Genomic DNA, 1,030 nt, shown 5'->3' with positions numbered 1-1,030 from the left:
CGTCACATTCGTTAACGTGGGGTTACTACTACCATTGAACATGCCGCCTCCAAAGCGTTTGTCTCCACTCCATTCATCCACATTCGCATTCCCACCTGTAATAGTAACGCCATCTAAAATGGCTGTATCATTTAAATTCAAGCCATTCGGATGATAAAATACATGGTACGCATTATTAGTGTGATCATTTGGTGTGTCAGCAATATCACCGCTTAAAATCGTTTCATTATTTTCCCAATCTCGCGTTGCCAACTCATTTTCTGTCCCACTAAACCCTCCATAAATCGCTACGTTATTTTGCATTTGGAAGGTCGCAGTACGCGCATCACTTGGATCAGTTTGCTTGGTTGGTGTATAGGTGCCTTTTGTTAACCAAATTTGCACGCTTGTTTCACCGGCAGTTATTTGCGCTTTTGCAGCATCAAGCGCGTCTTGTAAATTATTATAGGCTGTATCCCAGCTTTCACCATTTCCCCCATTCCCTTGTGCTGCATTGACATAAATAATCGTAGAATTCGCTGTCAATTTTAGCGGTTGGATGAACGATGCACTGATTGTAATCGTGCGTTTTTCCTCTATCCCCCCTAGTCGGAACCATAGCTCATGTTCACCTTTTTGTTCGATGATGAACGGCTGTGTGTTGTCAAAGGGCTGCCATGTTTGACGAGCGTCTTGTGACATTTCTATGCCGGCACTGTCTGCCGAGGTTGTTGTCACATAGACTTCAACCGGATGGATGGCACTTTCTCCTTCTGCATACGGTTGCCCATTTGTTGTCAGTGTGATTTGCAATGGCGAAGGATTATCTAGTGCCATTGCAGGTAAACTACCCAATAGTGTTTGCATCAATAAAAGGGCAATCGCTAAAAATAGCGGTGCTTGTTTTGCTTTTCGTTGCATAGTGTACTACTCCTTTCAGATTTTTATTCCCACAGGTTAAAGTATACAAGGCAAAGGTTAAAATTTAATTAAAAAATTTCACTAGCGTCGCATAAAAGCTGATTGAATTTTCTGTTTTTAAGCTTGTTCC

At 42.0% G+C, this 1,030-nt stretch carries 1 protein-coding gene; it reads right to left on the bottom strand.

Annotated elements, in window-relative coordinates; translation table 11 throughout:
• A partial coding sequence (locus C9J34_RS22275) for a hypothetical protein (protein ID WP_202973698.1) occupies positions 1-900 on the bottom strand: 900 nt, incomplete at its 3' end.
• Positions 901-1,030: the final 130 nt, after the last annotated feature.

Source organism: Metasolibacillus meyeri (assembly GCF_003049505.1).
Lineage (GTDB): Bacteria > Bacillota > Bacilli > Bacillales_A > Planococcaceae > Metasolibacillus > Metasolibacillus meyeri.
This window is presented reverse-complemented; position numbering and strand designations above follow the sequence as displayed.